This is a genomic window from Mucilaginibacter sp. GW821-FHT07H05 (assembly GCF_059418485.1).
In genome coordinates this window covers 489,104-515,990 of record NZ_JBWKPY010000003.1, presented here as the reverse complement: position 1 = coordinate 515,990, position 26,887 = coordinate 489,104, and the positions used below count along the sequence as shown (strand labels likewise).

Below are 26,887 nucleotides of genomic sequence, written 5' to 3'. Positions count from 1 at the left end.
TTACCCTATTATTTATTTGTTTTGTTCATTGCTGATGATTAATTTCCATCAGAAATCAAACCCTACCAATGAACAACCTATTCCGCAACAAAAAGTTGCTTGCAGCCAGCGTTACCGTGCTTTTGCTGATCGTTATCGCTGTCGGATATTTCCTGACCCATCGTAAAAAAGCACAGGCCGATCCGGCTTTCAGTACCTATATCGAGTCGTATACCGCTGGGGTAATTTCCAAGGAAAGTACCATCCTGATTAAGCTGGCCAGCCAGGTACAAACAGGGCATGCAAAAAGCGAAACGATAAGCAGCGACGTGTTTGATTTTTCGCCATCGGTAAAGGGTGCCGCTTATTGGGTTGATGCGCAAACTATTGAGTTTAAACCGGCGGAAAAGCTCGACCCCGGCAAAAAATATGAAGTAGATTTTAACCTGGGCGCTTTAATGAAAGTGCCCGAAAAATTCGCGCATTTTACTTTCGATTTTGAAACCATTAAACCCGATTATACCATCGAATTTGACGGACTGCGTACCGCTACCAGCACATCGCTGGATAGAATGAAGCTAAGCGGTACCATCCTTACATCCGATGCTGAAGCCAATGAGCAGGTAGAAAAGATCATCCAGGCCGAATACAGCAACCCTGTAAAAGTAAGCTGGGTGCATACATCGGGCAGGACCCACCAGTTTACCATTAATAATTTGCTGCGCGGAACAATCAGCAACAAGCTGCATGTAACCTGGGACGGCAGCCCTTTGGATGTGGATAAAAAGGATGGGGAGGAGTTTGAGGTACCTGAGGTCGGCGATTTTAGAGTGATGGGTATTAAAGCCGTGAACGACCATGAGCAATATGTGCTGGTGTATTTTTCTAACCCGGTTAAAATTGGGCAGGAGCTGAATGGCTTAATGACCATTGCCGGGCAAAATGAGGTGGCTTATACCATTGATGGCAGCACGGTTAAGCTATACGCCACCGAGCAACTGGAAGGAAATAAAGTAGTTACCGTGAACGACGGCGTAGCGGACATCAATAACAAAAAAGTGCTGCGGGCTTATACCGCCAATGTGTTTTTCGAAAACCGGATGCCATCGGTAACCATACCGGGAAAAGGCGTTATCTTACCGAGTTCGGGCCGGTTAACCATGCCTTTTGAAGCCGTGAACCTGAAAGCGGTAGATGTAAGCATCATTAAAATATATGAGAATAATGTACCGCAATATTTCCAGAATAATGATTTTGATGGCAATAGTCAACTGCGGCAAGTAGGCCGCCCGGTAGCCGAAAAAACAATCAGGCTGGATGATGATAAAAGCCTGAATTTATCAAAAAAGAACCGCTTTATGCTGGATATTGATAAACTGGTACGTGCCGAACCCGGCGCTATTTATCGTATTGTGATCGGTTTCCGCAAAAGTTATTCGCTGTTTAATTGCAAGGTACCGCACACTAATGCTAAAGATAAGACCGACGAAGGTTATGAGGATGATGAAGAAGGCGAAGGCTACGGCAGAGTAGGCGATGACGATGACGAATTTTGGCAGCGCTACGATAGCTATTTCCCATCAGGGTACAACTGGAAAGAGCGCGAGGATCCATGCGCCGAATCCTATTATACTAAAGAACGCTGGGCTATGCGCAATATCATTGCCTCTAACATAGGCCTGATCACTAAACGCGGTAACGATAATAGCATGATGGTGGCCGTAACCAATATATTGGATGCCCAGCCCATGGCCAATGTAGACCTGGAACTGCTGGATTATCAGAAGCAGGTGATCTTGAAAACACGGTCTGACGGCGACGGGCTGGCCAGCTTTATCCTGAAACGCAAGCCTTACCTGCTGGTAGCCAAAAATGGCAAGGAGCGGGGCTATTTAAAGCTGGATGATGGTAATTCTTTACCGCTATCTAAGTTTAATGTAGGCGGGGAACAGGTGCAAAGCGGACTGAAAGGCTTTATTTATGGCGAGCGCGGCGTTTGGCGCCCCGGCGATTCCATATTCCTGTCGTTTATACTGGAAGATAAGCTAAAAACGCTGCCGCCCGACCATCCGGTAGAATTTGAGTTTTATAATCCGCAGGGGCAATTGTATACCAGGATGAGCAGCAGCCATTCGGTAGATGGCTTTTACAGCTTTCACACTGTTACCACTACGGCATCGCCAACCGGCAACTGGCTGGCAAAGGTAAAAGTTGGCGGGGCTAAATTTGAGAAAAGCATTCGGGTGGAAACCATTATGCCAAACCGGTTAAAGATCAACTTAAGTTTCGGCAATCAAACCGAACTGACAAAGGGGAGCAGCACGGCCGGCACATTGAGTGCGCAATGGCTTTTTGGTGGCATAGCCCAAAATCTGAAAGCCAAGATCGACGCTTTTGTATCGCCGCAAAAAACAGAATTTAAAAACCTGCCCGATTATGTATTCGACGACCCGACCAAGGCTTTTACCACCCAAACGCAAACCGTTTTTGAGGGCCGCCTGAACCAGGACGGCACAGCTGCCATTAACGCCGATATTAATATTGACAAGCAAGCGCCGGGGCAATTGAAAGCCAATTTCCTGGTGAAGGTGTTTGAACCGGGCGGCGCGTTCAGCGTGCATCAGTTAAGTATGCCTTATAACGTTTATTCGGGTTATGTGGGGATGAAGATACCTAAGGGCAGCGCCCAAAGCGGCATGTTAACCACCGGCCTGGCGCATGATATCGATATTGCGGCTATTGATACTAAGGGTAACCTGCAGGCAGGCAGCCGTGATGTGGAAGTAGAGCTGTACAAGATCCAATGGCGCTGGTGGTGGGATGAAACCGGTAACGAGTTAAGCAATTTTACCCAGGATCAGTACAATAAACTAATCCGCACAGAAAGTGTGAGGCTGACGGATGGCAAAGGCAAATGGACCTTAAACCTCAGTAACGATGAATGGGGCCGTTACCTGATCAAGGTAAAAGACCCGCAAACCGGGCATTCGGCTGCTAAAATTATTTATGCCGACTGGCCAAACTGGTCGGAGCGGTTACAGCAAGGCAACGCTACCGAAGCTACTATGCTTTCGTTTACTGCAGATAAGCAAACTTACAAAGTAGGAGAAACAGCTACGTTAACCATCCCAACCGGGGCCGACGGACGTGCGCTGGTGAGTTTTGAAAATGGCAGCAAGGTATTGAAAACCGTATGGGTTGATACACGCAAGGGCCAAACCCGCTACAGCTTTAAAGTGGATGCCGCTATGGCGCCTAATGTGTTTGTAAATGTAACGCTGCTGCAACACCATGCCCAAACGCTGAACGACCTGCCCATCCGTATGTATGGCGCTATACCAATTGAGGTAGAAAACCCCGAAACCATTTTGAAACCGTTGATTACCATGCCCGATAAGATCAGGCCGGAAAGCGCGGCATCTGTAATCGTTTCAGAAGCATCCGGAAAGGAAATGACCTATACGATTGCTATTGTTGATGAGGGGCTGCTTGATCTGACTAATTTTAAAACGCCAAATCCGCACCCGGCCTTTTATGCCCGCGAGGCATTAGGTGTTAAAACCTGGGACTTGTTTGATTATGTAATTGGGGCCTATGGCACTGGTTTAGAAAGGATACTCAGCATTGGCGGCGATATGGCTGCCCTGAACAACAAAAACGCGTCGGTAAACCGCTTTAAGCCGGTGGTGAAATTTATGGGGCCATATCATTTAAATGCGGGCGAAAAGCAAACTAAAAGCTTTACACTACCGCAATATGTTGGTTCGGTAAGGGCGATGGTGGTTGCCGGGCACGATGGAGGTTATGGCTTTGCCGAAAAAGCCGTGGCTGTTAAAAAGCCTTTAATGATACTGGCTACCTTACCCCGTGTGCTTGGTCTGCTGGAAAAAGTGCAGCTGCCGGTTGATGTGTTTGCCATGGAAAGTAACATTAAATCGGTCGATCTGGAAATACAATCAAACGCGTTTAGTAATCTGGCAGGCAATAACCATAAAACCGTGAAGTTTGAAAAGACGGGCGACCAGATCGTCTTCTTCGACCTGGATGTAAAAGATTTTGTAGGTGTAGGTAAAGTAAAAATTATAGCCAAAGGCGGCGGCGAAACCGCCGTGTACGATGTAGCGCTGAACGTGCGTAACCCTAACCCGGCCATAACCCGCGTGGCCGAAAAAGAACTGCGCCCCGGCGAAACATGGTCGGCAAATTATACAGCCGTGGGCATGAACGGTACCAATAAAACCGCGCTGGAGGTATCAACCATACCGGCCCTTAACCTGGCTAAGCGTTTGGGTTACCTGGTTGAATATCCGCATGGTTGCGTGGAGCAAACCACATCGGCCGTATTCCCGCAATTGTATCTTAATCAATTAACGGATTTGGATGCACGCCAAAAAGCGGAGATGGACCGGAACATTAAAGCAGCCATCAGTAAGCTAAACGGTTTCCAGGTACGCGGCGGCGGCCTGAGCTATTGGCCCGATGGTGGCGAGGCGGATGAATGGGGAACTAATTATGGCGGGCATTTCATTTTAGAAGCGCAGGCAAAAGGATACAATATCCCCGGGAATTTTATAGAACAATGGAAAAAATACCAAAAGCTTAAAGCCTTAACCTGGGCGCCAGATTCCCGCAGTTTTTACGGCGCCGATTTGGTGCAAGCCTACCGTTTGTATTTACTGGCCTTAGCACACGCGCCCGAAATGGGTGCTATGAACCGGCTGAAAGAGTTTAAATATTTGAGCGTTGAAGCCAGATGGCGATTGGCCGCGGCCTACAAATTAGCCGGTCAGCCCGAGGTTGGGGTGAGTATGGTAGCAGGTTTGCCAACTACTATTAAACCTTATAACCAAATGTATGGCACCTACGGCTCAGATCTGCGCGACGAGGCCATGATATTGGAAACGCTCACCCTGTTAGGCGAGCGCCAAAAAGCTGTGGGACTGTTACGTATTGTTGCCGCCAGGCTTTCGCGCGATGATTGGTATAGTACCCAAACTACGGCTTACTCGCTGCTGGCTATTGCCAAATACTGCGGTGTGATCAAATCGGGCAATAAGCTGGCGTTTAATTATTCGGCGGGTGTGCAAAATGGTAACGTTACCTCAGCATCGTACCTGTGGCAGGGCAATATTACGGCAAGTTCGGGCACAGCCAGGCTGAAAAATAACAGCGGCAGTGTAATGTATGTCCGCCTCATTCAGCGGGGGCAGCCATCGGGTACGCAAATGGTGGCTACGCATATCGATCCGGATGTATTGCAGATGCGGGTGGGCTACTTTACATTAACCGGTAAACCGATAGCTATTAACAGTATTAAACAGGGGACAGACTTTTTAGCGCAGGTAAATATTAAAAACCCCGGCAAACGCGGCAGGTACGATAATATGGCCCTTACGCAGATCTTCCCATCGGGTTGGGAGATACTGAATACGCGGATGATGAATAGTCAGGATGCCTTCGGATCTTCCCCTTCAGATTACAGGGACATCAGGGACGATAGGGTAAATACCTATTTCAGTCTGCCAGAAGGCAAGGAGGTAACCTATTTTGTCATGCTGAACGCGGCTTATACAGGCAAGTACTACCTGCCGTCAACCTATTGCGAGGCTATGTATAACGCGTCTATTAACGCTTTGCAAAAGGGTGGTATAGTTGAGGTGGTGAAGTAAAGTGTGGATCATGTCAAAACCACGATGTCATTTCGATAGAGCAAGGGCAGGGATTGCGGGGAGAGCGAAAGAGAAATCTTATACGCGCGATAGGTAAATCGTATAAGATTTCTCCTCACCCCAACCCATAGCCTCCGCAGGTTCGTTCGAAATGACATGGTGTTTAAAAATAAACACGTCATGGGTAGGTGTGGATCATGTCAAAACCACGATGTCATTTCGATGGAGCAAGGGCAGGGATTGCGGGAAAGGGCGAAAGAGAACACTTTCTTGAGCGGGTGGTGTTAGGCTTTAGCGAGCGAAAGAGAAATCTTATACGCGCGATAGGTAAATCGTATAAGATTTCTCCTCACCTCAACCCATAGCCTCCGCAGGTTCGTTCGAAATGACATGGTGTTTAAAACAAACACGTCATTCTGAGCGATAGCGAAGAATCTCACGTTAGCAGAGCGGTCATGCATTGCTGTAGATTCTTCGCTATCGCTCAGAATGACAAATTATTAAATTAGGGGCTATTGATTTTGAAATTCAGAGCAAGCAAAGTGTTGGATCGGATAAAACAATACATTTTAAAGCATCATCCCTTTAAAAGCAGGCGGGGTATCATCATTACTTCCGTGTTGCTTTTATTGGTCTTGCTATTCTATTTCTGCCTGCCGCGTACGCTGTTTAAAACACCCACATCTTACGTAATAGACGATGACAGCGGTCAGTTATTGGGCGCTACCATAGCCGCTGATGGCCAGTGGCGCTTCCCCAACAATAACAACGTACCCGAAAAATTCAAGCAATGTATCATCGCTTTTGAGGATAAACGCTTTATGCACCATCCGGGTGTGGATCTACTGGCTTTTGCGCGGGCGATAAAACACAATCTGCGGTTGAAACGGGTAACAAGCGGTGGCAGTACGCTGACGATGCAGGTAATCAGGCTGGCAACCCGCCATAAACGTACATTTTGGAATAAGTTGCTGGAAATGGTAATGGCCCTGCGTTTGGAAGCGGGCTACAGCAAAAATGAGATACTGGCGCTATATGCCAGTAACGCGCCTTTTGGCAGTAACGTGGTGGGTTTAGACGCGGCATCGTGGCGCTATTTTGGCCGCACACCGGATAAACTGTCCTGGGGCGAAATGGCGGCTATGGCGGTATTGCCCAATTCGCCCGCGCTGGTGCATCCGGGCAAAAATCGTAACACCCTCCTCAAAAAACGGAACCTGTTGTTAGATAAGCTGGTAGCCATGGGTACTATTGATGCCACCACGGCCAGGCTTGCCAAGCTGGAGCCCATGCCCGATAAACCGCTGCCGTTACCACAACTGGCGCCCCACCTGCTGCAACGGTTTAAAGCCGAACACCCGGCCGGCGAGGAAATGCTAACCCGCATCCGCACCAGCGTAAAAGCCGAACTGCAGCAACAGGTGAATGATATTTTAGAGCGGCATCACCAGGTGTTAAAAGCCAATGGCATTAATAACATTGCTGCCATAGTGCTTGATGTAGAAACCGGGCAGGCACTGGCTTATGCAGGCAATATAGCGCACCCCGAAAATACGGCGCTGGAAAGTGATGTAGATGTGATCAGGGCGCCACGTAGTCCGGGGAGTACCCTAAAACCTTTGCTATACGCCAATATGCTGCATGACGGATACCTGCTGCCCAATAGCCTGGTGCCGGATATCCCTACGCAAATAGCAGGTTATCATCCCGAAAATTTTGATTTGGGATATGATGGCGCCATCCTCGCATCCCGGGCTTTATCCCGGTCGTTGAATGTACCGGCGGTAAAAATGCTGCAAAAGTTTAAGTACGAGCGTTTTTACGATTTTTTGAAAAAAGCAGGCATCACCACCCTGAAACAACCTGCGGATTATTACGGACTCTCGCTGATATTAGGCGGCGGAGAAAATACGCTTTGGGAACTCAGCGGCGCTTACGCGGATATGGCGCGGGTGCTTAATCATTATAACCAAACAGGGAAATATGACGCGGGCGATTTCCATAACCCGGTTTATCAGATCCAGGAAAAAACCGAAGCACAGCCCGCCAAAAGCGGACTGTTGGATGCAGGCTCCATTTACTATACCCTGCAGGCCATGGAAGAAGTAATGCGCCCCGGGGAAGAGATGCTTTGGCAGCAATTTAGCTCGGCGCAGCGCGTAGCCTGGAAAACGGGTACCAGTTTTGGTTTTAGGGATGGCTGGGCCATTGGTATCACGCCCAAATATGTAGTAGGGGTGTGGGTGGGTAATACTACGGGCGAGGGCAGGCCAAACTTAACGGGGATCAACACGGCCGCCCCGGCCATGTTCGAGATATTTAGGTTGCTGCCGGTAAGCTCTGATTGGTTTGCAATGCCCTTACGGGATATGGTGAAGATTAAAGTATGCCGCGAAAGCGGCTTTCGCGCAGGCGAAAACTGCGACCATGCCGATGAGATGTGGGTGCCCGCTGGGGGATTAAAATCGCCGGTTTGCCCATATCACCAGTTAGTGCACCTGGATAAAACGGAGCGCTGGCAAGTAAATGCCGACTGTGAGCAACCCGATAATATGTTGACTAAAAATTGGTTTGTGCTGCCCCCATCCATGGAGTATTATTATCGTACTAAGAACTATCAATACAAAACATTGCCGCCATATAAGGCCAATTGCGCGGTTGCCGGCAATACCAATACCATGGAGGTGATCTACCCGCGCGATGGTGCCAAAGTTTATATACCGATTGAGGCTGACGGCAAACGCGGGCGAATGATCTGCAATGCGGCACACCGGCGGCCGGGCACTAAGATCTTCTGGCACCTGGACGATCAGTATCTCGGCCAAACCACCGAGTTTCATCAAATGGAAATTAATACCACCGCAGGCAGCCACATTTTAACCCTGGTTGATGGGAATAGTAACGAGGTGACCGTAGGATTTGTAGTGGTCGATAAAAAAAACCAATCGCCGGCACCTTAAAAGCTTTAACTGCTGAGGCGTTCTAATATTTTGGCTTAACACAATTTGATATTGAATTTGTTTAATTTACTAATTATCAATAACTTAATAATATTATTATTGAAATTGTGTTAACCCGTGTTAACCCCGAATTTGGCAAGATAATAGAATTAGATCTTCTGCTTTGCCTTTAGCTCCAAATAGCGGTTAATGGTGTTAACCGTCAGGTTTTGTGGCGCGGTTAAGATGGATTGGATACCGTGCCGTGCCAGTTCCTTAACAATCAGTCTTTTCTCGTAGATGAATTTTTCGGCAATAGTTTTAATATAGATGCCTTCTACATCGGTGGCGCTTTGCTCGCTCAAATCCTTCAGCCCTGTGTTTTCAAAAAGCACTATTACCAGTAGGTGAAATTTGGCAATGCGTTTTAAATAAGGTAACTGGCGCTCTAAAGCAGTAAGACTTTCGAAGTTGGTAAAGAAGACCACCAGGCTGCGTTGCTTCATTGTATTGCGGACGGTAGTATATACCAATTCCATGTTTGTTTCCATGAAACGGGTTTTCTCCTTATACAATACTTCCATTATCTTATTCAGTTGTGTAGGCCGGCGGTCGGCAGGCACAACAGCGCCCTTTTTGTCTGATATGGTGATCAGTCCGGCTTTATCTTCCTTAATCAGGGCCACGCTGGATAATACCAGACTGGCATTTATAGCATAATCCAATAAACTCAACCCATCAAAAGGCATTTTCATCGCCCGCGATTTATCGATGATGCAATACACCTGCTGCGATTTTTCTTCGGTATAGTTGTTTACCATCAACGCGCTTTGCCGTGCGGTAGCTTTCCAGTTCACGGTACGGTAATCATCGCCGGCTACGTAATTCTTTATCTGCTCAAACTCCATGCTGTTACCCAGGCGGCGTATCTTTTTGATCCCCATCTCGTTCAGCCGGTTTGATATGGCCATTAACTCATACCGCCGCAATTGCAGGAAGGATGGGTATACGGGCAGGGTTTCTGTTTGCTCGAAATTATAACGGCGGTTAATTAAGCCCAATGCCGAAAAAACATAAACCCGTATATAGCCAAAGCTGTACTCGCCGCGCTTGGTAGGCCTTATCTGGTAATGGATGAGTTTATGCTGGCGGGGTATTAACCGGGTGTGGAAGTTTACATCCCGTTTTTGAAACTGATGGGGTATTTCATCAATAATATCCAGGCTAACGGCGAAGGGATAAAAATTCTCTATGTATAAACTAATATCATTATCGTCGCCATTGCTTAAGCGTTCGGGGGCCATACGTTTGGCAAAAATCCCGTTCGGGAGGCGATAAATTATCCAAATATCAATAACAACAAGTAATACCAGCGTCCAAAATGCAACCAAAGGGATATCGCCCAGCCAGGGAAGAAAAAATGAAAGTAAAAAAAGCAGGGCCACTATCCCCAGCCCCATAAATAAACGGGAGGACAGAAACAGGTTCTTATAAAAATTACTGAACAGCTTTTTCACTTATTATCTGGGTATCTCAATTTTTTGTATGATCTGTGCCACTACTTCATCCGGTGTTACACCTTCCATCTCTTTATCGGGTGTAAGCATAATGCGGTGCCTTAATACGGCAGGGGCTACCCATATAATATCTTCCGGTGTAACAAAATCGCGGCCTTTCATAGCAGACAGTGCCTTAGCGCTGTTTATGATTGCCAGGGATGCCCGTGGCGAGCCACCAAGGTACAGGGATTTATTATTCCGTGTTTCATGAATGATCCTGGCTACAAATTCAATCAGTTTGGGCTCTACATAAAAATTGCGTACCTGTTTACGCAGGCTTACAATATCAGCGCCTGTAAGTACCGGTTTAATTTCGGCCAGTTGCTCGGCCGGTTTGTGCTGGTGCTGGTTGGTAATAATGGCCACCTCTTCTTCCAGCGATGGATATTTTACATCAACTTTAAACAGGAAACGGTCCAGCTGGGCTTCCGGAAGCCTGTAGGTACCCTCGTGTTCAACCGGGTTTTGGGTAGCAATAACAATAAACGGCTCTTCCATCCGGTAGCTTTGCCCGTCGATGGTTACCTGCCGTTCTTCCATCACTTCAAACAATGCCGATTGTGTTTTGGCAGGAGCACGGTTAATCTCGTCGATGAGTATAATATTGCCAAATACAGGCCCGCGTTTAAAATCAAACTCAACCGTTTTCGGGTTAAATACGGATGTGCCCAGTACATCCGACGGCATCAGATCGGGTGTGAACTGTATGCGTGAAAATTTAGCGTTAATACTTTGCGCTATCAATTTTGCGGTGAGCGTTTTGGCTACGCCGGGTACACCCTCTATGAGTATATGCCCGTCGGCTAAAATACCGGCGATGAGCAGGTCGAGCATATCCTGCTGGCCTACCACTATTTTGTGAATGATCTCCTTTATCTGCTCTACCGCATGGCTAAGCTGGCTTAGGTCTGTACGCTGTTCAAAAAAATCGTTTTCCATATTTAGCTGGATTGAAAATAAAATTGTTCTATGTTTTTGTTAAAAGAAATCAGTTCATCGTTACTTACCTGCTGTCCGTTTTGTATCAGTGCTAACTGGTAAAAAATATCTTGTATCAGTTTTTGCTGTACACCGCTTTTGTGAGCAAGGGTTTGTATAAATTCACTATCGTGCACGTTGGTTTTAAGATGGTATTTTATCCTGACATGCTCTAAAAAATAAGCCGCTTTTTTTTGCGCGATATTGCTGTTATTGTGCTGCTCGTAATAAACCTGGCCAACAACGGTTACAAAATCAACGGTTGTATTTGTTACGGGTTCAATAATAGGGATAATCCGCTGACGGCGTTTCATTTGATAAAGCACATATATCAATAAACTGAATATAACGATATAAAATGCCCGGCGTAAAGGAGGGTGGCTTAAAAATACCCGCATGCTGGAATCCTGGCCATCCGGGCCCTGGCTATAATACTCGTCCCAGACCAGGCCTTTCCCCGTTTTTAAATAGGACAGGGCGTTGGCCGCGTAACTTGCGCCGGAACTTTGTAACAGGCTATAGTTTGTAAATGCTTTAGGGTTGGCGTTTAAGTAGAGCGCACCCCTGCCCATATTTATGCGGATAAAACTGGTATGATCGTACCCGTTTTTACCCAATACCGTTGTTTTAAGTGTATCAAATTCACTAAAGTAGTTATTTGTACTATTATGATTTACCAGATAGGTTGAATCCTTTAGCCGGCTACTTACAAAATTGACGAAGGTTTGCCCGTTTTTATTTAACTCCGAATTGGTTTCTATATGCAGTTTTTTTTCTAACAGATCACCAAACCCGGCGGCGGCAATAAACACATCATTGCCTTTGCTGATATACTGGCTTAGCTTGTTATAGTCGTATTCATTTAGTTTTAACTCGTTGCAAATAATTAAGTAGTTGCTGTTTTTAATGCTATCATCGGCTATTGCATTATAAACAGGTTGGCGGTACGATTGTATAGCGCTGCCCGGAAAAATATCGTGCAGGCGGTTATACAATATATAAGTACCAAAGGGTATTTTATCGGTATTGCTAAAGGTTTCGGTCCAGTTAGTTTCTTTTGGTCGGTTATACTCGGCCACAACATACACCAGTAATATTACCGATGCCAGAAAGAGGTATACTTTAAGGCTCCTCATGGCAGCAGCTTTTTAAAATCAAGAAACAACGTCCGGATATTTTGAAACGAGCGTCCGTCTACCGGGAAATTGCCATACCAAACATATTCAAACTGGCGGGTTAATACCGAAAACGATTGCCGTTGATCGGTATTGCTCAATTCTTCCAGATAAGCATTGTTGGTTTTATCTATTTGCCAGTGGATAAGGTTAGCATCATTCAGGTGTTTTAAACTGGCCAGGTATAATAAACGTACAGCTAATTTATAATTGCGTTGTGCCAGCGCGCTTTCAATTTCGGCATCAAAACTTATGTCGTGGATATTCTCTAACGATTCGCTGTAAGGCATAGCGATTTGCTTGGATTGGCGGCTGAACATATTTGACAGGTTGGCGCCTATTAGTTTAACGATCAGGAATATCAACCCAATAACAGCGCCCGCTATTAAAAAAAACTGAATAATGGAACCGCCGCCGCTTGCCTGTTTTGTTTTAAATAAGCGGCTGATCAAATCCCAGAACCATTTCCAAAACCTGTCCCATAACGAGGGCTGGTATTTGGCGTTGTTTATATTATGATAATTAAATTCAGGATCATTACTATAGTTGGTCAGCGCGCGTTGATTAAAACCCCGGAAATTTGTATTCGAACTATCTACCCGTAAAGTTTTTGGTGTTGCTGTTATTACCTTTTGTTTTGGCAAAGGTGCATTTGCAGCCACAGTAAAAGAAGCCAGTATTAACAAGAAAAAGATCAGACGTTTATACATATCTTAATACTCTTCTTCGGCAGTTGGCTGGTTGGGTTCCGGTTCATTTTTGCCCAGTATTTCTATACGCTCCAGCAGGGTATGGTCTTCTTTCTGTTCGGTTAAACTAAAATATACCAGTGCAATTGTTATATAAGGCAACAAGTATAAAAACTGGCCTAAATGTATGGCTATATTAAAGGCAACCAGGTAAACATTGGAACCGTATTTTCCTGTTACAAATACAATGGCAGTAGCTATCAGCATTGCCGGTATAACAATCAACAAGATGGCAACCGCTATGAGTAACAATGATAAAACAAAGGCCCCAAAAGTATGCCACCACTTATCCTGTATTAACCGGAATGACCGGTTGAACGAATATCTGAGGGTGCCATTTTCAATAATCATAACGGCAAGTATCAGGGACATAACCGGCATAAAATAAATGCCGGGGACAACGCAAAATATTAACCCCAAAAAAAGTACTATTGATAGCAAAATATAGCTGCCTGTAACCCTGAAAAAATAGAATTTAACATAGCTCCACACTTCGTTAACGCCGGGGGCGATATTACCCTTATCGCGATAAAGCACCATAAATGATAAACATGTTAACATGATCAGCGCGTGGGTAACCAATTCGATAATCACCGAAGCGAGGTAAGTCCAGGTATATGTTGCCTCTATTTGAGAAGAACCTTCGGCTAACATTTGGAAACTATTAAACTGATCAATAGTTGATACCGCTAAGCCGGCCAGCCAAAAAAGGCCGCATATAGTAAAATAGGCTTTTAGCAAAGGTTTCCAGTTTTGTTTAAGAAATTGGATACTGTCGTCTATCACTTCTCCAAGGCTTCGTATCCTGTTGAGTATAACTTTTTTTTGAGGCATTAATTAAATCTTTTTTCGTGATAAATAGTTAGGGTATAAAATAACATACCAGATGATAAAAAGCAGCGAGCCCGATAAAATAGATATGCTTAACCAGGCAGGCATTTCGGTATGGCGTGTAACAAAGCTTTCAAAAATGGCAGCTATAACAATAACAGGCAATATACCTACTACTATCTTCATACCATCGCTGGCGCCTCTTTTAAAAGAAGCCATACGTGTATAAGTTTTAGGGAAGATAATACTGTTACCAAAAACCAACCCGGCCCCACCGGCAATAATTATAGATGATATTTCCAATGTGCCGTGTATCCATATCACTAATATGGATTTTAACCCCAGGCCCTGGCTATAAAAAAAATACTCGAACGCGCCCAGCATCAGGCCGTTTTTAAATAAGGCGTATACGGTACCAATAGAAAAAAGAAGGCCGAAAATATAAGTTTGTACGGAAGCATAAAGGTTATTGCTGACTATGCTGTAAAACATGAACCACGAGTTTTCGCTTTTATATACCCCAAACGGATCGCCTTTGGCAATGTTAGCCTTGGTCATATTCACATACTGGTCGCCCATAATAAAGTTGATGAACATATGATCGTACCGGGCAGATAATGCGCCGATCAGGAAAAAAACGACGAAGAATATAAACGCATATAAAAACTGCCGCTGATATTTTTTAAAAAGCAGGGGCAGTTCAAATTGCCAATAGTATACAAAACGATTTGTTTTTTCTTTTTTATTACGATAAATAGATTGGTGAAAACCAGCCGCCATGTTATTTAAAAAGGCCGTAGTTTTTGATTCGGGATAAAAAGTTTTAGCGTAAGCCAGATCATCTGTAATGGCTATAAAGCGTTCGGCAAGCTCGTCCGGATCGCTACTGGGCACAGTTTCATACTGTTTCCACCTTGCTGAGTTTTGTTTTACAAATAATGCTTCACGCATTTTTTAAGGAATAGATTTTTTTTGTTAAAATAGTAAAATAAATTCATGTGCACGTAAATCATATCAGCACTAAATTTATATTTGTTTACACATGGAAAATATAAAAATAACCACATCACAAAATATTGAAATTGATTATGCTGTGGCCAGCCTGGGCGATAGGATAGTGGCACGTATAATAGATATAGCGATATTTGGCGGCATATCATATATAGCCGCTATGGTGTTTGCTGTTTCCGCTGGCGCTACAAATAACAATGAGATATTCAAAAGTGTTGGTTGGATTGTTACCGTAATTGTATGGCTTTGCCTTTTTGTTTTTTATGATCTGATAGCCGAAGTGTTTTTTAATGGACAAAGTATCGGTAAGCACGTCATGAAAATAAAGGTGGTCAGCTTAAACGGTGCCAGGCCAAGTGTGGGGCAGTATATATTACGGTGGTTGTTTCGGGCTGTAGATTTTGGGGTCACCCTGGGGTCGTTAGCAGTTGTATCGATAGCGCTGAGCGACAACAAGCAACGCATTGGTGATTTGATAGCCGGCACTACATTGGTAAAAACTACGCCTTTAAATAAGTTTAAAGACCTGTTTTTTACAGAAGCCGGTACAGAATATGTGCCCACTTATCCCCAGGTTTCGCAACTTACAGATACGGATATTAACCTGATATATGAAGTGATCAGGTATTTCAACGCCACTGGTAACAATATGTTGATTTATAAGCTGGCTTTACGCATAAAAGCGCACCTGAGTGTTAGCTATCCAAAGGAAATAAATGAATACCAGTTTTTGGAAATAATAGTGCAGGATTATACAACACTTACCGCCAGGTAAGTGTGTTTATAAGCCAAACCGGGTTAACACAACTTAACACAATTAGGGGTTATTTGCGCGTAAGTATTTGATATACAATGTATTTTGTTTTTGCGGTGTTAACCCCGAAAATGCGGTTTTATGCCTGTTATTTTACCTGCCGGTACCTGTTGCGCCATACATAATAACTTCACTAAGTGCTTCAGGCATCCCGGTTAAATGTAATGGCTCATTTTAATTACGTACGCTATCGTTATCAGGGCGGCCGTGCCGATGTATAAAGTTTTTTTTACGTAGTTATTCCTGTCCATAGGCCAGCGGGCATCTGCTATGGTGTAAATAGTAATGAGTAACAGGGGGATGGTAGCCGGATACAGGTGAAAGCTTTTGCTGATATCACCCCGTAACAAGGCTAAAAACGAACGTTGGAAACCGCAACCGGGGCAATCTATACCCGTCAGTTTTTTAAATGGGCATGGTATTAAAAAGTTTTGCAGCCAATTAATAAAATTTAACTGGCTGCAAAACAAGGTATTTAAAAGCATGTATTTTTTACGGGTTAATATCGAAAGGTTTTTGGTAATCGCCGGCACCATAGTTAGGAGGCGTACCGCCGGGGCCTAAATAAGTATAATTGCCAAAACCCAATATGCACATAAATATAGGGTTTAATAATACCAGCCCAACAGTAAAGCCTTCACTTTGGCCAAAACTCTTACTTAAACGGTTATACACCCATATTACAAAAACAATGTTTACGCAAGGAATAAGCATTAACAAAAACCACCAGATGGGTTTGCCCACAATTTCAAGCAATACAATTAAATTGTAAATAGGAATAAGGCATGCCCAGCCCGGTTTGCCGGCCTTTGTATACACTTTCCAGGCACCGGCAATAGATATGATCATCACGATAAGCCAAAATGCGATTACCGGTCCGGTAAAGATGTCAGAAAAAGAAGGTGGGGATTGATAAGTTTCCATTAAATAAAGTTTTAAGGTTAATTGTTTATGTTGCTGCAATATAAAAATATTTAGATACAAATCGAAATGCAGTTTATAGATGCCGTTACTTCTATCCGGGAGTTTAAATTAGCGTATTGGTGAAGATAAGATTAGCCGAACACGGAAGATTTACTGATTACTGCTTCATACACTCCCGCTGTATCTCAAACAAAAATTCGAACAGGTTAACTTCGGTGGGGATCTGCAACTTTTTACGCAGCCGGTACCGGCTGATCTCTACACCGCGCACAGAGATGGCCATCAGCTGCGCAATCTCTTTACTGGATAGGTTCATGATCAGGTAGGCGCTTAGTTTTAACTCCTGCTGGTTTATACTGGGGTATCTTTCTTTTATAATGGTTAAAAAATCGGCATGTACCTTATTAAAGTGTACCGAGAATTGCTCCCATTCCTCATTTATCTTTTTCTCTTCGGATAACAGGCGCAGGATCTTTTTAATCTCTACCGTCTCAATCATCTCCTTGCCCGATTTTTGCAGTCGTTGTAACTCTTCCTTAACCTTTAAAATAAATTCCTTTTTCTGTACCAGGGTCATGGCTGTGGTTGCCAGTTCAGAGTTTTTATATTCAATCTCCGATTCCAGCTTTTCGTTCCGCAATTTAACCACTTCCTTTTCGGATATTTCCAGTTCCAGTTGGTGTTGATAAGCCATTTGCCTTTGCTCTTCTTCATTTTTTTGCCTTTGCAGCAATAGTTGCTTTTCCTGGTTTTTAATGTGCTTGCGTTCCTGTTGTTTATAGAAGAAGTAAAGCAGGTAAACAATTAATACCAGGTACAGGCAATAAGCCCATAGGGTTTGGTACCAGGGCGGGAATATGGTAAAAGTATAGCTGTAAACCGGCGACTCGTTATCCTGGTGGTTACGGGCCTTTACATTGAAGGTGTATTTACCTGCGGCCAGGTTGGTATAATCCTTTTCGGTCTTCTTTGTCCACTCCGACCATTCTGTATCAAATCCTTCTAAAAAATAACTGTAGGTAACGTTTGATTGTGCCTCGAATATGGGCGAGGAATACTCAAAATGTAAGGAGTTCCATAAATAAGTGAGCATGGGCGCGCTTGCCGCCGTTTGCCTGGTACTATCGTTAACACTGCCAAAATAACCGCCGAAAAGTAAGCTGTCGGTGTTATTGGCCATGGCTTTTACCTTGCGGACATAAACATTTATGGGTTGGATATTGCTTTTGTATTTGACATAGTTGATATGATAAAAGCCATTTTCGCTGCCTACAAATATGTTTTGCTCATTAATAGGGTAAATGTTTTCAAAACCGCTTAATACCCGGCCGGTTAACTCGGGGAAATAAACAGCTCTTGGTTTTGTTGTTGAATAATCCATTACGCCAATGGTTTTACCTTCTATAAACCAAATATTACCGTCCGGATCTTCCTTTAAATACCGTAAGCTTTTATCGCCGAATATATCCTTAAACTCTTCCGACTTATCAAACCGGTCGCGCCTGCTATTGTACTCATATATGCCCTTTTCGGTAGCTACCACTACGCGGTTTTTGATCTTAAATATAAAATTGTTTAAAGTAGACGGCAGCCCTTGCGCCTGGGTATACAGCTGGGCCCCGGGGTGATGAAGGTTTAGTTTATAAATGCCGCGATAAGGGTGCGATGTCCAGATGTTGTTGATGTCATCAATAGCCAAAAACCTGGCCGACTCGTTAAAACTGCCAATATTGCCCTTATTGGTTAAAGTATTGGCTTGTTCTTCAAACAGGCGTATTCCGTCATAATTCCCCGCGGCTATTAAGGGCTCGCCAGGGTTGCTCAACAAAGGTTCAAAAAGCCAAAAGCCGGTGTTGGTGGCAATGGGCATGAGTTTGTCGTCGGCTATTTTAAAAAGGCCGTCGTCGCGCCCGGCCAGCAAATGATCATTAACAACTGATATATGCCAGGATAAACCTTCGGCAATCATTTTAAAGTTATTGCTGTTGTAACTCAAATCGGGCATTTGTTGAATAGGCAGCTTATAAATGCCGTTCGACAGCGCAAAATACAGGCTGTTTTTATATTTGGTCATAGAGAAACCGCCGCCATCCTTAAATGCAGGCGGGTTAATATGTTTAACGGCGTTATTATAGGTAACCAGGTCTATGCCGTTATCCAGCCCCAGCCACACGTTTTGATTGCTATCCCTAAACATGCAGCGTATATTGCTGTTTTGCAGGCCCTCTTTTTTAGAGATATTTTCCATTACGTGCCCGCCTTTATCAACCTGGTATACACCATTGGTATAGGTGCTGATTAAAAAGGTGTTATCATTTAATGCAATAGCGTTTAAAAAATGCTGACGATTATCAATACCAAAACCTGTTAAGCCCCAGTATTGCAGGCGGCCGGCTGTTAAAATATAATTGCCATTTTTTGCCGTGGTGATCAGTGTGCTATCCTTAGCGAATGTTAAGGCGCTGGTGATATAGAAATCGGCCGGCAGCAATTTTTTATCAAGATAGGTTTGCCAGGCGTTGTTTTTAAATACCATCACACCCTTTTGCTCGTCGTGGGCTATTAATTCGTTTTTGCATAAACCTAAAAACAACCAGGACGACCAGGCCGGGTAGATGACCATCTTATTATCGCGGTAGCAAAAGATCTTATTCCGTGCCCTGAAAAAGATGTCCTTGCCATAACAAACAATGTCCCATATATCCGAGAACTTCTGCTCGCTTTTGGGTAGCAGGTGCTTTAACGAGTTGAAGGTAAGCTGTCCGTTTTTACCGGGCGAAAAGTAACCGATCTCGTCCTGCCCGCCCACATACAGCCTTTTATCTTTTCCAAATTCTATCGACCATACAATGGTTTTGTTAGGCAGGGGGTAGATCTGCCAGTTGGCGCCGTCAAATACCAGTACACCTTCGTTATTGGCAAAATAGAGGCGGCCCTGGGCGTCTTGTTTTATTTTCCAGTTTTGGGTACCGGCGTTGTATTGTTTTTTGGCATAGTTAATAGTTTCGCGCTGCCCGATATACGACTGCGCGGATACTGCCTGCATGCCTGCAAGCATAGTTATTAAGAAAACAATACGTAAAAACATATAGGTTTATGTTGATCACAACATTTGTTTAAATGTATCAAAGATTAGGGCTAAAATCAACCATAATGCTGTTTTTTTAAAAGTGTGTAGTTGTGATGTAGTCCAAAATTTCGCTTATCTGGTATCCGCCCATACATTTGGATCATTATAAACCCGCTGCTTCAGCACCATTTATTAACCAATAAATAACCAAATGTATATGGGGGAAATTTACTTTACTATACCTTATTTATTTCATAAATACACAGGTATATCTTTCGCTAAAACAACATCCGAAATGGTCCGGGAATATCCACCCTGATCTTTTACAACAACCAATTTATTTCGCGCTTTAACCAGGCGCAGCTGTAAAGCGGCCAACCAACCGCAGCAGAAACCAAAGTATTATAAACCAAAAAACTAATCTTCTATGCAATTAAAACTCAAGTTTTGTCTTGGCATCGCGTTGCTTTTATGCGTTTTTAGCGGGGCCTATTCGCAAAATATCCGCGTAAGCGGTAAGGTAACCCAAAAAACAACCGGCGAATCCTTACCCGGCGCATCGGTATCCGTTAAAGGCACTACTATTGGCGCCGTTACCGATGTAAATGGTAACTATACCATCAATGCCCAAAACGGCGCTACGCTGGTCGTGTCGTTTGTGGGGATGACACCACAGGAAAAACCTGTTAATGGCGGTGTAGTCAACTTCGCGCTGGAAGAAAGCGCCAGCGCCATTAGCGAAGTAGTAGTAATGGGCTACGGTACGCAAAAAATAACCAATGTTTCGGGCGCTATCTCAACTGTCAAAGGGGCCGATATTGAAAAGCTAAGGCCGGTAAGGGTAGAAGAAGCCCTGCAAGGCCGTGCATCGGGCGTAAGCGTGATCCAAAGCGGTTCGCCGGGTTCTACACCAACGGTACTCATCAGGGGTATCCCTTCATTTTCGGGTACAAATCCTGTTGTAATTGTTGATGGTGTACCGCAATCGCTGGTCGATTTCAACTCCATCAACCCGCAGGATATCGAATCTATCAACGTACTGAAAGATGCCGCCACCACCGCTATATATGGTGTTAAAGGTGGTAACGGTGTAATTGTGGTAACTACCAAAAGCGGCCGCAAAAACAGCAAGACCGATTTTTCTATCAGCGGTAATTACGGCGTGCAGGAAGTGGCCAATACCATTGGCGTGTTAAACGCTACCGAATACGCGGCCATGATCAACGAGGGCAGCGTAACATCAGGCGGCGCGGTGATATTCCCTAATCTTTCTACTTTAGGTGTGGGCACCAACTGGCAAAAAGAGGTATTCCGTACCGCGCCATTGCAGGCCCACAATATATCGGCCCGTGGCGGCAGTGATAAAATGACCTATTTCTTGTCAGGCGGGTACACCAGCCAGGGCGGTGTTGTAGGCGGTATCGATAAATCGAGATATGACAGGGGGACTTTTACCGCCAATATGAGCTTTGATTTGGCCCCGCGTTTGAAATTTATTTTAAACACAACCGGTGTGGTATTAAAAGGTAAAGGCGTGCAGGAAAACTCGTTCAACAGTATTATCGGCAGCGCCATCAACTTCGACCCAACGGTGCCGGTAAATAATACGGTGCCTAACACGGTAGGCAAATACGGTTTCAGTAACCTGATCTTGTCAGAAGTATTTAACCCGCTGACCAAACTGGATAATACCTATAATACCAATACCGGCAGCAAGCTTTACGGTAAGTTTGAAATGCAGTACGATGTATTGAAAGACCTGAAAGTAACCAGTCGCTTAGGCTATACCAAGTACGATAGCAATGCCAAAACATTCAATCCGCTGGTGTTTTATGGTCCGCTGAACGTAGAGAACACCATGAACGCCGATGGTACAACCGTTACCGGGATGCACAACAGCGTATCGCACGAGAAAGCCAGCAACTTTAACTACACCTGGGAAACTTTTGCCAACTACAACTTCAAGGTGCTGCAGGATCATAACTTCGAGACCGTTGTTGGTTTCTCAATGGCCAAAACATCGGGCAATACCGATGGCGCCAGCAGGCAGGATGTGCCGTTTAACTCGTGGGAGTTTGCCGATTTTACGGCGGCTACCGGGGCTAACTCGGCTACAAACACTACTGCTTCATCAGGTTATTATTACCAGTACTTCCGTCGTAACTTATCTTATTTCGGTCGCTTAAACTACGATTATAAAACACGTTACCTGGCATCGTTCACCGCCCGCAGGGATGGTTCGTATGCTTTCGGTATCAATAACAAATTTGCCAACTTCTTCTCGGGTTCGGTAGGATGGGTGGCCAGTAACGAAGCTTTCTTTAAATCGTCAGTAATTGATTATTTGAAATTCCGTGGCAGCTACGGCTCAACCGGTAACGAGAATGTGAGTCCGCAATATGTTAAGATTGTAACCGGCGGGCCAGATTATGGTTCAACTGCTAACAGCAATGGCTACAATTACGATAACGTTTTCTATCCCGGTTCAACCGTAGGTTCGGCAGCAAACAACAGCCTGGCCTGGGAAAACCAAAAGCAATCAAACATCGGTTTTGATATCACCCTATTCCATAACAGAGTATCTATATCTGCTGATTACTATCAGAAAAAAGTAAACGGCTTGCTGTTTACACCAAACGCTTCATTATACCTGGGCACGGTGCCCATCCCTACGGCTAATATTGGTTCAACCAAAACCAGCGGTATAGATGTAACCATCAGCTATAACGAGAACATCGGCAAATCGCTGAAATTAGGTAACTCATTTACCGTAACTACAGCTAAAAACCAGGTAACCGCCACCAATACCGATGGCACTGCCAAAATTTTCGGTGGGAGTTACTTCAACGGCCAATCGCAAAATGTAACCGTGTTCCAAAAAGGATTTACACCGGGTTATTTCTATGGTTATAAAACACAGGGACTATTCCAAACCGCTGCCGAGGTGGCCGCCGCGCCAACACAGGCAGGCGCGCAACCGGGCGACATTCGTTATGCCGATACCAATGGCGATGGCAAGATCAACGCCGATGACCAGGTACAAATTGGCGATCCGTTCCCAACCATGACCTTAGGCTGGAACCTGAGCGTATCGTACAAAAACTTTGATTTTAATGCCTTTACCTATGCCTCTATCGGTAACGATGTTTACCGCGCTTACGAAAGGAACGCTAACTACACCAATAAAGACCGCATGATCCTGGCCCGCTGGACTGGTCCGGGTACTACAAACGACGCCAAAAACCCAAGGTATTCGTTTACTGACCCTAACAGCAACATCCGCGTGTCTGACCGCTATGTAGAGGATGGCAGCTTTGTAAAGGTTAAGAACCTGCAATTGGGTTATACTTTACCGACATCGTTTACCAAAGTATTTAAAAGTGTAAGGGTATACGGGCAGGTTAAAAACGCCTTTGTGATCACTAAATATACCGGTTTCGATCCTGAAATATCGGGCGGTATCTTAAATACAGGTGTGGATCGTGGCGCTTACCCGCAGCCAAGGATCTACTCTTTCGGGCTTGACATTAAATTATAATCATTTAAATAGTATTAAAATGAATAAGATATATATAAAGACAGTGGGCCTGGTATTATTGATTACCGTGCTTACATCGTGCAAAAAGTTTGTGGACTATAACCCGCACGAGGATTTTGTGACTACCGAGCAGGATTATCTGAAATCGGAAACGGATTACCGTACGATGGTAATCAGCGCTTACTCGCCTTTGCAATGGCTCAATCAGGAATATGTAGTGGCCGATATCGCATCAGACAACTCGGTTGCCGGCGGCGAAAGCGCATCAGACGTTTTGCCTTTACAGCAGATAGATGATTATACGCTAACCCCCGTAAACTCAACCCTGACCGACCTTTGGCAGGTAGCTTACGAAGGGATTAACCGTGCTAACTATTTAACACAGTATAAAACCACTAACCTGGCCGGCCAGCAGGTGAATTTTGCCGGTAAGGATGCCCTTTATGGCGAGGTTTACTTTTTACGTGCTTACTATTATTTCCAATTAGTACGCATGTTTGGCGATGTGCCCTTGTTTGCTGATAAACGTTTGGGCGTAAGCGACTCAAAAAGCTTGCAACGCTCGCCTAAGGCCGATGTGTACAAACAAATTGAAGCCGACCTAACCGCTGCTATTGCCGTATTACCGGCTGTGCAGGCACAAAAAGGAAAGGTCACCAAATACGCCGCGCAAGCGCTGTTAAGTAAAGTTTACCTGTACGAGAATAAGTTTGACGCCGCTGTTCCGGTATTGGAAGGTATTATTACTTCAAACGCGTTTAGTCTGGTAGCCAACTACAGTTCGATGTTTTTACTGACCGGCGAAAATGGCCCTGAATCTGTTTTTGAAATTCAATACACCAATGGATCACCTTATTATAACTGGGGCGGTGCCACCAGGGGACAGGGTAATTACGCTGTTCAACAAAATGGCATCCGGGGTTTAAACGGTTCATCGGCTATGCCTTACGCGGCAGGTTGGAGCACTAACCTGCCAACCCAAAACCTGGCGGCTGCTTTCAGTACAGGAGATACCCGTAAAGCTATTACCACTTTTGATATTGAAGCTTACAAAGCTGCTAACCCCGCCTTTGGTATTACTTACCAGGTTGCACCTTACCGCAATACAGGCTTGTACAACGGTAAGTATCTGCCACGCAAAGGCGAAACATCAGGCCAAGTGGAATTGAACTATGCCAATAACTTCCGCATCATTCGTTACGCCGAAGTATTGCTGATGGCAGCCGAAGCTAATAACCGTGCTACCGCTGCTAACGATGCCAAAGCACAAGGCTATTTAAACCAGGTACGCCAGCGTGCTTTTGGCGATAACCTGCACAACATCACTGCCACCGGCGCTGCTCTAAAACAAGCCATTTGGGATGAAAGAAGATTAGAGTTGGGTATGGAAGGCGACCGCTTTTTTGATCTGGTACGTACCGGTCAGGCTGCTACAAAAATCACCGGTTTTGTTACCGGCAAGCACGAGGTGTTCCCCATCCCGCAAACGGAGATCAACATTTCAGGTATTACACAAAACCCGGGCTACTAATAATCAACCATTTAAAATTAACGATGATGAATACAATAAAATATTATTTCGGTATCGCATTTTTACTGGCTGTATTAGCAGGCTGTAAAAAGCAGGATTTTAACGATACCTCGTTTATTAACGGAGCCACCGCTCCGGCCAAAGTAGCGGTGCTGTTTGATATCACCCAGGATAACACCGGCCTGGTCACCATATCGCCAAACGGCGAAGGCGCGATATCCTACGACGTTACTTTCGGTGATGCCACCACCACACCTGTAAATGTTGCCGCTGGTAAAAACGTGCAGCATAAATATGCTGAGGGTGTATATAATGTAAAGATCACCGCCAGGGGCGCCACCGGTAAAACTACCGAGATAACGCAGTCGCTGACGGTATCATTTAAAGCGCCTGAGAATGTAAAATCAACCGTAACCTCAAACGGCTTAACGGTGAGCATATCCGCTTCGGCTTTGTACGAGACTATGTTCAGGGTTTATTATGGTGATTCCACCACACTGGTGCCATTGCATTTCGGTACTTTTTTAGAAGGGCAAACTATTACGCACACCTATCCAAACGCGGGCACCTATACCATGAAAATAGTGGCCCTGAGCGGTGGCGTAGCTACAACCGAAATAACCCAAACAGTTAAAGTAGGTAAGCAAATAGACCTGCCGGTTACCTTTGATGATCCCAATTTCGATTTGACCATGAGTGATTTTGGCAATAACTCATCATCTATAGCTAACGACCCCACCAGCAGTACCAACAAGGTTTTAAAAGTGGTTAAAAACGCTGGCGCCGAAGTTTGGGCCGGTACAACAATTGGTACAGCCTTAGGCTTTGCCACTAAAATTCCGGTTACAGCAGCCTCCAGCAAAATGAGTGTGCGGGTATACTCGCCGGCTGCAAATTTGGTCATCAAACTAAAAATAGAAGACCATAACGATGGCACCCACGCGGTTGAAGCAGATATGAAGACTACTGTTGCCAATGCCTGGGAAACCCTGACGTTTGATTTTAACACACCGGCAACAGGTACTCCGGCATTAAACGCTGCTTATACTTATGATAAGGCGTCGCTGTTCTTTGATTTCGGCGTTGCCGGATCAGGAAAGACCTTCTATGCTGATGATCTGAAATTTATCCCGGCCTTAGCGCAACTGGACTTACCTGTTACGTTTGATTTGACTACAGTTAACTATTCCACTATCGATTTTGGAAATAATTCAACTATTGATGGCACAGACCCAACCAATGCCGCCAATAAAGTGAAGATCACTACTAAGCCAAACGGAGCCGAAACCTGGGCGGGTACAACTATGGGTACAGGCTTAGGCTTTGCCAATAAAGTGCCGTTTACCGCGTCGGCTACACAAATGAGCATGCGGGTTTATTCACCGGCTGTTGGGATCCATGTAAGGTTAAAAATTGAAAACCATACCGATGGCACTAAATCGGTTGAAACGGAAGCCATCAGCACTGTGGCTAACGCCTGGGAAACCCTGACGTTCGATTTTGCCACTGTGGCATCGGGTACACCGGCGCTAAACTTAGCTACAGTGTATGATAAGGCTTCGGTATTCTTTGATTTTGGCGTTGTTGGTTCGGGTAAGAAGTTCTATTGGGATGATGTGAAGTTTCTGGGTGCTTCAACCGTATTGGGACTACCGCTGACGTTTGAATCAAGCGCGATCACTTACGCCTTTACCGACTTTAACGGCGGTGGGGTAACGGTAGTGAATAACCCGGCTTCGGGCGGCATTAATACCAGCGCTAAGGTGGCCAAAATGGTAAAAAGTAACGGCGAAACTTACGGCGGCAGCTTTATCACCCTGGCCGCGCCAATTGATTTTTCGACTAAGAAGACATTTACCATGAAGGTATACTCGCCGCGCGTAGGGGCCAAGGTATTGCTGAAGGTAGAGAACCTGACCGATGGCAGCACAAGCTATGAAAAGGAAATGCTGACTACCGTAGCCAATACCTGGGAAACGCTGACCTTTGATTATAGCGCTATCAATACGGCAAAATCATACCAAAAAGTAGTACTCATATTTGATAACGGTACCAAGGGAGATGGCTCGGCCAATTATACCTGGTTGTTTGATGATATCACACTTAACTAATTCCTAAAA

Annotated in this window: 15 protein-coding genes; 6 read left to right on the top strand and 9 right to left on the bottom strand. The window is 44.8% G+C overall.

What is annotated here, in order from left to right; translation table 11 throughout:
• Positions 1-68 precede the first annotated feature (68 nt).
• Together AC07M6_RS09855 and pbpC are read left to right on the top strand one after the other, a co-directional pair.
• Complete coding sequence (locus tag AC07M6_RS09855; protein ID WP_494888908.1) at positions 69-5,648, top strand: alpha-2-macroglobulin family protein; 5,580 nt, start codon at positions 69-71, stop codon at positions 5,646-5,648.
• A 521-nt stretch (positions 5,649-6,169) separates the two neighbouring features.
• Positions 6,170-8,608 carry a penicillin-binding protein 1C gene (pbpC, locus tag AC07M6_RS09850; RefSeq protein ID WP_494888906.1) on the top strand — a complete coding sequence of 813 codons (2,439 nt, stop codon included), beginning with the start codon at positions 6,170-6,172 and terminating at the stop codon, positions 8,606-8,608.
• Positions 8,609-8,757: 149 nt separating this feature from the next.
• Here the strand turns inward: pbpC and AC07M6_RS09845 are convergent, their stop codons facing one another.
• From AC07M6_RS09845 to AC07M6_RS09820, 6 genes are read right to left on the bottom strand one after another with little or no spacing between them, the layout of a single operon-like run.
• Complete coding sequence (locus AC07M6_RS09845) at positions 8,758-10,104, bottom strand: DUF58 domain-containing protein (RefSeq protein ID WP_494888904.1); 1,347 nt, start codon at positions 10,102-10,104, stop codon at positions 8,758-8,760.
• 3 nt (positions 10,105-10,107) lie between these two features.
• On the bottom strand, positions 10,108-11,085 hold the full coding sequence (locus AC07M6_RS09840; protein WP_494888902.1) for an AAA family ATPase: 978 nt from the start codon (positions 11,083-11,085) through the stop codon (positions 10,108-10,110).
• A gap of 2 nt (positions 11,086-11,087) precedes the next feature.
• Positions 11,088-12,260, bottom strand: a complete 1,173-nt coding sequence (locus AC07M6_RS09835; RefSeq protein WP_494888900.1) for a DUF4350 domain-containing protein — start codon at positions 12,258-12,260, stop codon at positions 11,088-11,090.
• Positions 12,257-13,009: a DUF4129 domain-containing protein gene (locus AC07M6_RS09830; RefSeq protein WP_494888898.1), complete on the bottom strand. Its 753-nt coding sequence runs from the start codon at positions 13,007-13,009 to the stop codon at positions 12,257-12,259. Before AC07M6_RS09830 ends, AC07M6_RS09835 begins: the two co-directional genes overlap by 4 nt.
• A gap of 3 nt (positions 13,010-13,012) precedes the next feature.
• Complete coding sequence (locus AC07M6_RS09825) at positions 13,013-13,882, bottom strand: hypothetical protein (RefSeq protein WP_494888896.1); 870 nt, start codon at positions 13,880-13,882, stop codon at positions 13,013-13,015.
• A 3-nt stretch (positions 13,883-13,885) separates the two neighbouring features.
• A complete protein-coding gene (locus tag AC07M6_RS09820) occupies positions 13,886-14,830 on the bottom strand; it encodes a stage II sporulation protein M (RefSeq protein WP_494888894.1) in 945 nt (314 codons plus the stop codon).
• 91 nt (positions 14,831-14,921) lie between these two features.
• Between AC07M6_RS09820 and AC07M6_RS09815 the strand changes: the two genes are divergently transcribed.
• Positions 14,922-15,665: an RDD family protein gene (locus AC07M6_RS09815; RefSeq protein ID WP_494888892.1), complete on the top strand. Its 744-nt coding sequence runs from the start codon at positions 14,922-14,924 to the stop codon at positions 15,663-15,665.
• A 194-nt stretch (positions 15,666-15,859) separates the two neighbouring features.
• On the opposite strand, the gene AC07M6_RS09810 is transcribed toward AC07M6_RS09815, so the two are convergent.
• The 3 genes from AC07M6_RS09810 to AC07M6_RS09800 all read right to left on the bottom strand — a co-directional run bounded on the left by AC07M6_RS09810 (position 15,860) and on the right by AC07M6_RS09800 (position 19,716).
• Complete coding sequence (locus AC07M6_RS09810; RefSeq protein WP_494888890.1) at positions 15,860-16,189, bottom strand: DUF2752 domain-containing protein; 330 nt, start codon at positions 16,187-16,189, stop codon at positions 15,860-15,862.
• Between the two features lie 7 nt (positions 16,190-16,196).
• Positions 16,197-16,628, bottom strand: coding sequence for a DUF5684 domain-containing protein (locus AC07M6_RS09805; protein ID WP_494888888.1), 432 nt, complete (start codon positions 16,626-16,628; stop codon positions 16,197-16,199).
• A gap of 157 nt (positions 16,629-16,785) precedes the next feature.
• A complete protein-coding gene (locus AC07M6_RS09800) occupies positions 16,786-19,716 on the bottom strand; it encodes a ligand-binding sensor domain-containing protein (protein WP_494888886.1) in 2,931 nt (976 codons plus the stop codon).
• A 409-nt stretch (positions 19,717-20,125) separates the two neighbouring features.
• Between AC07M6_RS09800 and AC07M6_RS09795 the strand changes: the two genes are divergently transcribed.
• Genes AC07M6_RS09795 through AC07M6_RS09785 form a run of 3 tightly spaced genes read left to right on the top strand, consistent with a single transcriptional unit; the run spans position 20,126 to position 26,878 of the window.
• Positions 20,126-23,236: a SusC/RagA family TonB-linked outer membrane protein gene (locus AC07M6_RS09795; RefSeq protein WP_494888884.1), complete on the top strand. Its 3,111-nt coding sequence runs from the start codon at positions 20,126-20,128 to the stop codon at positions 23,234-23,236.
• A 19-nt stretch (positions 23,237-23,255) separates the two neighbouring features.
• Entirely contained in the window at positions 23,256-24,767 is a 1,512-nt protein-coding gene (locus tag AC07M6_RS09790; RefSeq protein WP_494888882.1) for a RagB/SusD family nutrient uptake outer membrane protein, read from the top strand.
• Positions 24,768-24,790: 23 nt separating this feature from the next.
• Positions 24,791-26,878, top strand: coding sequence for a hypothetical protein (locus tag AC07M6_RS09785; protein ID WP_494888880.1), 2,088 nt, complete (start codon positions 24,791-24,793; stop codon positions 26,876-26,878).
• Positions 26,879-26,887 lie beyond the last annotated feature (9 nt).

What these genes read in the sequence shown, in the direction of transcription:
- AC07M6_RS09815 (WP_494888892.1), top strand. Translation starts at nt 14,922, where the DNA reads ATGGAAAATATAAAAATAACCACATCACAAAATATTGAAATTGATTAT.
- AC07M6_RS09820 (WP_494888894.1), bottom strand. Translation starts at nt 14,830, where the DNA reads ATGCGTGAAGCATTATTTGTAAAACAAAACTCAGCAAGGTGGAAACAG.
- AC07M6_RS09855 (WP_494888908.1), top strand. Translation starts at nt 69, where the DNA reads ATGAACAACCTATTCCGCAACAAAAAGTTGCTTGCAGCCAGCGTTACC.
- AC07M6_RS09790 (WP_494888882.1), top strand. Translation starts at nt 23,256, where the DNA reads ATGAATAAGATATATATAAAGACAGTGGGCCTGGTATTATTGATTACC.
- AC07M6_RS09830 (WP_494888898.1), bottom strand. Translation starts at nt 13,009, where the DNA reads ATGTATAAACGTCTGATCTTTTTCTTGTTAATACTGGCTTCTTTTACT.
- AC07M6_RS09840 (WP_494888902.1), bottom strand. Translation starts at nt 11,085, where the DNA reads ATGGAAAACGATTTTTTTGAACAGCGTACAGACCTAAGCCAGCTTAGC.
- AC07M6_RS09835 (WP_494888900.1), bottom strand. Translation starts at nt 12,260, where the DNA reads ATGAGGAGCCTTAAAGTATACCTCTTTCTGGCATCGGTAATATTACTG.
- AC07M6_RS09795 (WP_494888884.1), top strand. Translation starts at nt 20,126, where the DNA reads ATGCAATTAAAACTCAAGTTTTGTCTTGGCATCGCGTTGCTTTTATGC.
- AC07M6_RS09805 (WP_494888888.1), bottom strand. Translation starts at nt 16,628, where the DNA reads ATGGAAACTTATCAATCCCCACCTTCTTTTTCTGACATCTTTACCGGA.
- AC07M6_RS09800 (WP_494888886.1), bottom strand. Translation starts at nt 19,716, where the DNA reads ATGTTTTTACGTATTGTTTTCTTAATAACTATGCTTGCAGGCATGCAG.
- AC07M6_RS09785 (WP_494888880.1), top strand. Translation starts at nt 24,791, where the DNA reads ATGATGAATACAATAAAATATTATTTCGGTATCGCATTTTTACTGGCT.
- AC07M6_RS09825 (WP_494888896.1), bottom strand. Translation starts at nt 13,882, where the DNA reads ATGCCTCAAAAAAAAGTTATACTCAACAGGATACGAAGCCTTGGAGAA.
- AC07M6_RS09810 (WP_494888890.1), bottom strand. Translation starts at nt 16,189, where the DNA reads ATGCTTTTAAATACCTTGTTTTGCAGCCAGTTAAATTTTATTAATTGG.